This window comes from Vibrio sp. M260118 (assembly GCF_036533755.1).
In the GTDB taxonomy this organism is placed as follows: domain Bacteria; phylum Pseudomonadota; class Gammaproteobacteria; order Enterobacterales; family Vibrionaceae; genus Vibrio.
In genome coordinates, this window is record NZ_JATABG010000189.1 from 1 (window position 1) to 6,491 (window position 6,491).

General features: G+C 45.4%; 7 protein-coding genes and 1 pseudogene. All 8 read right to left on the reverse strand.

Annotation, left to right across the window (positions count from 1 at the left end; translation table 11 throughout):
- Positions 1-23: 23 nt before the first annotated feature.
- Complete coding sequence (gene nqrM, locus QTO00_RS12045) at positions 24-257, reverse strand: (Na+)-NQR maturation NqrM (protein WP_038203551.1); 234 nt, start codon at positions 255-257, stop codon at positions 24-26.
- Between the two features lie 13 nt (positions 258-270).
- Positions 271-1,281, reverse strand: coding sequence for an FAD:protein FMN transferase (locus QTO00_RS12050; protein ID WP_331425036.1), 1,011 nt, complete (start codon positions 1,279-1,281; stop codon positions 271-273).
- A gap of 221 nt (positions 1,282-1,502) precedes the next feature.
- Positions 1,503-2,729 carry an NADH:ubiquinone reductase (Na(+)-transporting) subunit F gene (nqrF, locus tag QTO00_RS12055; RefSeq protein WP_331425037.1) on the reverse strand — a complete coding sequence of 409 codons (1,227 nt, stop codon included), beginning with the start codon at positions 2,727-2,729 and terminating at the stop codon, positions 1,503-1,505.
- A gap of 33 nt (positions 2,730-2,762) precedes the next feature.
- Positions 2,763-3,359, reverse strand: a complete 597-nt coding sequence (gene nqrE, locus QTO00_RS12060; protein ID WP_004415327.1) for an NADH:ubiquinone reductase (Na(+)-transporting) subunit E — start codon at positions 3,357-3,359, stop codon at positions 2,763-2,765.
- A gap of 7 nt (positions 3,360-3,366) precedes the next feature.
- Positions 3,367-3,999 (reverse strand): NADH:ubiquinone reductase (Na(+)-transporting) subunit D, encoded by a 633-nt coding sequence (locus QTO00_RS12065; protein ID WP_038203561.1) that lies wholly within the window; start codon positions 3,997-3,999, stop codon positions 3,367-3,369.
- A complete protein-coding gene (locus QTO00_RS12070; RefSeq protein ID WP_038203564.1) occupies positions 3,999-4,769 on the reverse strand; it encodes a Na(+)-translocating NADH-quinone reductase subunit C in 771 nt (256 codons plus the stop codon). The genes QTO00_RS12065 and QTO00_RS12070 overlap by 1 nt, the downstream gene beginning before the upstream one ends.
- Positions 4,759-6,003: an NADH:ubiquinone reductase (Na(+)-transporting) subunit B gene (locus QTO00_RS12075; protein WP_331425038.1), complete on the reverse strand. Its 1,245-nt coding sequence runs from the start codon at positions 6,001-6,003 to the stop codon at positions 4,759-4,761. Before QTO00_RS12075 ends, QTO00_RS12070 begins: the two co-directional genes overlap by 11 nt.
- Positions 6,004-6,008: 5 nt before the next feature.
- Positions 6,009-6,491, reverse strand: a pseudogene (locus QTO00_RS12080) (Na(+)-translocating NADH-quinone reductase subunit A); the annotation flags it as partial.

Consider the following 6,491-nt stretch of genomic DNA (forward strand, 5'->3'; position numbering starts at 1 on the left):
TTTGTTTAGATATCTTATTGAACTTAAGCGATGCGGTCTTTTTCCCACGCGGCGAGTTTTTCTGCACGAGCCGCTTCACGAGCTTCACGCTTCTTACGCGCATCACAAGGTTCTGGGCAGTTACATACTTTATCAATGCCTACCGCACCAAGGCCGCCACAGCTGCCTTTGACTACTTTACGCTGAATGATATAGCCGATCGACATTGCGCCAATCACAGCCATAAACACACCAAAGGTAATTAAAAATGTACTCATAACGACATGCTCATTATTTATTGTTGTTGATAAACGGCGCGTAAGCTTGTGACACTAGCTCTTTAAATCCGTTTTCAGTTTTTACTATCATAAGTGTAGGAATATTGTGTTCATTGGCAACCTGCATACCAAGCTCTTCACCTAACACCATTAGACCTGTTGCTAACCCGTCCGCGGTCATTGACGATTTATCTAATACCGTCACCGACACCACTTTATGATTAATCGGCTTACCCGTTTGCGGATTGATAATATGTGAGTATCGAATGCCATCGCGCTCAAAATAGTTACGGTAGTCGCCCGAAGTCGCTACCGCCATATCACCCGGCTCGATAATGTCTTGGATCGCGCGCTCTTCAGTTGAAGGCTTCTCTATTGCGATACGCCATTTCACACCATCACGATTAAGACCTTTTAAACGCATCTCACCGCCGACTTCAACCATATAGTTTTCAACACCTTGAGATTGAATGTAATCGGCTACCACATCGACCCCCCAACCTTTAGCAATCGTCGATAGATCAACATAAAGATTTGGGATGTCTTTTTTTAGAGTATTACCCTCTACCGTCAGGTGCTCAATACCGGTAATTGCTTTGCGCTGCGCTAGCTCTTCATCAGTTGGCACCACTTCAGGGCGCGCTTCTGGGCCAAAGCCCCATAGGTTAACGAGCGGGCCAACCGTTACATCCAACGCGCCTTGAGTTAGACCGTTCAAACGAACTGCTTCTTTCACAACAAGCGCCGTTTGCGGTGACACCTCGAATGCATCAGGTGACTCAAATTGGTTAAAACGGCTTAGCTCTGAGTCTTTACGGTAAGTCGACATCTGGTCGTTAACTTGTTCAAGAAGACGATCAACTTCTTGCTGCAGAGCTTCTGGAGCTGGAATTCCATCCGCAGAGATATACTTAATATTGTATGTCGTCCCCATAGTAGGGCCGCTAAGGTGAACTTGTTCAGCCGGTTTCTCACAACCTGCTAAAACCAATAGAGAAGCAAACGCAACAAGCCACTTTTTCACTTGTTAGACTCCTTAAAAAATAGTTGTCATCGTCGAGCGCGAGCCGACCAATGTTCAAAAATATCTAGTAACTAAATCTCTGATGAAATTCAGACACTAGGTACTTTAAAAAACAATGGCTGACTTAAAGCAGTCAGCCATCTTATACATGTCATTTCAAGTAGTTGCAGCTGTAGTTGGTTTTATAAGACCACAACCAATACAGCTTCAATACGCTGAAATTAACCGCCGAAGTCATCCAGTAGAATGTTTTCGTCTTCTACACCGAGATCTTTCAGCATGCCAATAACCGCTGCGTTCATCATCGGTGGACCACACATGTAGTACTCACAATCTTCAGGCGCTTCGTGGTCCTTCAGGTAGTTTTCATACAGTACATTGTGGATGAAGCCTGTGTAACCATCCCAGTTATCTTCTGGCATAGGATCAGACAGCGCACAGTGCCAAACGAAGTTTTCGTTCTCTGCTTGTAGACCATCGAAATCTTCTACGTAGAACATCTCACGCTTAGAGCGGGCGCCGTACCAGAAAGACATCTTACGGCTAGACTTAAGACGCTTAAGTTGGTCAAAGATGTGTGAGCGCATTGGCGCCATACCAGCACCACCACCAACGAAGACCATCTCGTTGTCCGTGTCTTTAGCGAAGAACTCACCAAATGGACCAGAGATAGTACATTTGTCGCCCTCTTTAAGAGACCAGATGAATGAAGACATGATACCAGGCGGTACATCAGGATTATTAGGCGGCGGCGTAGCGATACGCACGTTCAGCATAATAATGCCCTCTTCTTCTGGGTAGTTCGCCATTGAGTATGCGCGGATGCACTCTTCGTCAACCTTAGATTCGTAACGGAACAGGTTAAACTTGTCCCAATCTTCACGGTACTCTTCTGGTACATCGAAATCTGCGTATTTCACGTGGTGAGCAGGCGCTTCAATCTGGATGTAACCACCAGCACGGAAAGGTACTGATTCGCCATCTGGAATTTGTAGCTTAAGCTCTTTGATGAATGTCGCTTTGTTATCATTAGAGATAACTGTACATTCCCACTTCTTAACGCCGAAGATCTCTTCAGGAAGCTCGATATCCATGTCAGTTTTCATTGCAACCTGACATGCTAGACGCTCACCTTCACGCGCTTCACCTTTAGTAATGTGGTCAAGCTCGGTTGGTAGGATGTCGCCACCACCTGATTTAACTTTTACGCGACACTGACCACATGAGCCACCGCCACCACAAGCTGAAGATACGAATACCCCAGCACCAGCTAGAGCACTCAGTAACTTACCGCCTGGTTGTGTAACGATCGCCAGATTCGGGTCTTCGTTCACAGAAATTGTAATGTCACCTGATGGCACTAGTTTAGATTTAGCGAATAGAATCACTAAAACTAGCGCCAAGATAATCAGGGTAAACATCACTACACCAAAAATAATAGTATTCATGACTATTCCTTTAATTGCTGCCGTTTACCCGACTTACAGTTGAACACCGGAGAAAGACATAAAGCCTAACGCCATAAGACCTACTGTGATGAACGTAATACCAAGGCCACGTAGACCTGGAGGGACATCAGAGTACTTCATCTTCTCACGAATACCTGCTAAAGCAACGATAGCTAGCATCCAACCCACACCTGAGCCGAAACCGTAAACAACAGATTCAGCAAAGTTGTAGTCACGTGTAACCATGAAAGACACACCACCGAAGATCGCACAGTTTACTGTGATCAGCGGTAAGAAGATGCCTAAGGCGTTGTACAGAGGTGGGAAGAAACGGTCTAGGATCATTTCTAGAATCTGTACAAGGGCTGCGATTACGCCGATAAAGGTGATGAAGTTCAGGAAGCTAAGGTCCACTCCTTCAACTAAAGCATTCTCTTTAAGAATGAAAGTGTAAAGCAGGTTGTTCACTGGTACTGCAACAGTCAGTACGAATACAACGGCAACACCTAGACCGAAAGAGGTCTTAACTTTCTTAGATACAGCAAGGAATGTACACATACCTAAGAAGAACGATAGTGCTAAGTTTTCGATGAAAATCGATTTAACTAGCAAGCTAATGTAATGTTCCATGACGTCCTTACTCCTTCGCTTCTACTTGTTCTGGTTTCAGAATACGGATTGCCCAGATTAGGAAGCCGATTAGGAAGAATGCAGATGGCGCTAGAAGCATCAGACCATTAGGCTGATACCAACCACCGTTGCTTACTAGAGGAAGCACTTCTAAACCAAACAGTTTGCCTGAACCAAATAGTTCACGGAAGAAGCCTACAGTGATAAGAACGAAACCGTAACCAAGGCCGTTGCCGATACCATCGATTAGAGATGGAATTGGCTCAGACTTCATCGCGAATGCTTCAGCACGCCCCATTACAATACAGTTAGTAATGATGAGGCCGACAAATACAGATAGCTGCTTAGAGATATCGTATAAGTATGCTTTCAACACTTGGTCTACCACGATTACTAGCGATGCGATAATAGCCATCTGTACGATGATACGCACGCTGTTTGGAATGTGGTTACGAATTACCGAAACGAAGAAGTTAGACAGTGCAGTTACAAAAATAACCGCCAGTGTCATTACGAAAGCCGTTTCTAGTTTGGTTGTTACTGCAAGAGCAGAACAAACACCAAGAACCTGTAACGCGATTGGGTTGTTGTCCAATACTGGTGCTAACAGACTCTTTTTAACGTTTTGTGCGCTAGACATTAGTTCAGACCTCCGTCACGAACTTTTGCTAGGAATGGACCAAAGCCCATATCGCCTAACCAGAAATCAAATGTACCTTGAACACCGTTACCTGTTAGTGTCGCACCTGATAGGCCATCAACACCGTGTTCAGAACCGGCTGGAGCACCACCTTTAACAACTTTGATAGCTGGCTTGAAGTTTTCATCATAAAGCTTCTTACCAACAAATTGAGCACGCCATGAAGGGTTCTCAACTTCACCACCAAGTCCAGGAGTTTCACCTTGCTCGTAGTAAGTGATCGCAGATACAGTGTTACCGTCAGTTTCTACAGCAACGAATGCGTACATCATCGACCATAGACCATTACCGTGAACCGGTAAGATGACCTTAGAAACCGCATCGCCTTCTTTCACTAGGTATACAACACCAGTGTTTGCACGACGAATGATCTTCGCTTTGTCTTGATCAGCGGTTAGCTTGATAGACTCAGCGGGATTTTTTGCTGCTTTACGTTGGTCGTAAGTAGCGGCATTGCCATCAACAAAAGCGCCAGTTTCAAAATCGACTAGACGAGGTTCGATGTACTGGGCAAATAACTCAGGTACTTTCTTACCTTCTGCTTCGATGCCAGCAACTTCAACGATCTTAGTTTGTTTATCTAGTACAGCGTTAGCTTTCTGCTTATCACGAAGACCCACGGCTGCTGTTGATACGATGATTGAACAAACAAGGCTCAACCCGATAACAACACCCAGCGTCTTTTTAATGCTGTCGTTATTACTTGCCATAGCGTGCTTGTCTCCGCTTGATGTTCTTCTCGATAACTAAATGGTCGAATAGAGGTGCAAACAGGTTCGCGAATAGAATCGCCAGCATCATACCCTCAGGGTAAGCTGGGTTAACCACACGAATGAGTACACACATCACGCCAATTAGCGCGCCGTACCACCATTTACCTTTATTAGTAAATGAAGCCGATACAGGGTCTGTTGCCATAAAGAACATACCGAATGCAAACCCACCTAGTACTAGGTGCCAATGCCATGGCATGCTGAACATAGAGTTGGTGTCTGAACCAATAACATTAAACAGCGTTGCTGTTGCGATCATACCGATCATTACACCAGCAATAATGCGCCATGATGCGATTCGCATGTACACAATCATCGCAGCACCGATCATCAAGGCAAGTGTAGAAACTTCACCAATCGAACCAGGAATGTTACCGATGAACGCGTCCATCCAAGTGATAGTATCGCCTGTTACTGTGTTTAGAAGTGCACCGTTACCACCTTGTGCCCACTGACTTAGCGCCGTTGCACCAGAGAAGCCATCGGCTGCTGTCCACACTGTATCACCTGAAATTTGCGCTGGGTAAGCGAAGAATAGGAAAGCACGGCCAGCCAATGCTGGGTTAAGGAAGTTACGACCCGTACCACCAAAGATCTCTTTAGCTACTACAACACCGAAGGTAATACCTAGCGCTGCTTGCCATAGAGGCAGTGTTGGCGGAACAATCAATGCAAACAGGATAGAAGTAACAAAGAAGCCTTCGTTAACTTCGTGCTTGCGCACCATACAGAACAGTACTTCCCAGAAACCACCAACAATGAACACTGTCGCGTAGATTGGTAGGAAGTAAGTTGCACCTAAGATCATCTTGCTGCCAACACCTGCGTCAGCGCCAAGTGTGCCGCCAAGCATTTCGGTTAGCCAATAGTGCCAGTTACCTGCAACTACTGCAGCCAGTTGTTCACCAGCGTACATATGATTAAGTGCTGAGATAGCTTGGCCACCCGCATTGTACATACCCCAGAACATTGCTGGGAAGACCGCGAACCAAACCATAATCATGATACGTTTTAGGTCAACACTATCACGAACGTGCGAGCTTTTCTTTGTCACTAAGCCAGGTGTGTAGAACAGAGTCGCAGCGGCTTCATAAAGCGCAAACCATTTCTCATGTTTTCCACCAGGCTCAAAGTGATGCTCGATGTCTTCAATAAACTTTTTAAGAGCCATGAAAATTACCCTTCCTTCTCAATGGTATCTAGACATTCACGAAGCAGTTCACCGTATTCGTATTTGCCAGGACACACAAAGGTACACAATGCTAAATCTTCTTCGTCTAGCTCAAGTGCACCAAGCGTTTGAGCGCTATCAGTGTCACCTGCACAAAGATCACGAAGTAGCAGAGTAGGTTCCATATCAAGAGGCATAACGCGTTCGTAGTTGCCGATTGGAACCATTGAGCGATCACTACCATTTGTCGTGGTTGTCATGTTAAACAACTGACCTTTGAATAAGTGACCAAGGAATGAGCGAGTAATAGAGAACTTGTTCTTACCAGGCATCGCCCAGCCAAACAGTTCTTTTTCACGGCCTTCACGTAATACAGAAACCTGTACGTGGTAACGACCAAGGTAAGCGTGAGGACCAGTTGCATGAGTACCTGTCAGTACTGAACCTGAAATCACACGAACTTCACCTGGCATCAACTCGCTGTCAGT

What these genes read in the sequence shown, in the direction of transcription:
- nqrE (WP_004415327.1), bottom strand. Translation starts at nt 3,359, where the DNA reads ATGGAACATTACATTAGCTTGCTAGTTAAATCGATTTTCATCGAAAAC.
- QTO00_RS12075 (WP_331425038.1), bottom strand. Translation starts at nt 6,003, where the DNA reads ATGGCTCTTAAAAAGTTTATTGAAGACATCGAGCATCACTTTGAGCCT.
- nqrF (WP_331425037.1), bottom strand. Translation starts at nt 2,729, where the DNA reads ATGAATACTATTATTTTTGGTGTAGTGATGTTTACCCTGATTATCTTG.
- nqrM (WP_038203551.1), bottom strand. Translation starts at nt 257, where the DNA reads ATGAGTACATTTTTAATTACCTTTGGTGTGTTTATGGCTGTGATTGGC.
- QTO00_RS12070 (WP_038203564.1), bottom strand. Translation starts at nt 4,769, where the DNA reads ATGGCAAGTAATAACGACAGCATTAAAAAGACGCTGGGTGTTGTTATC.
- QTO00_RS12065 (WP_038203561.1), bottom strand. Translation starts at nt 3,999, where the DNA reads ATGTCTAGCGCACAAAACGTTAAAAAGAGTCTGTTAGCACCAGTATTG.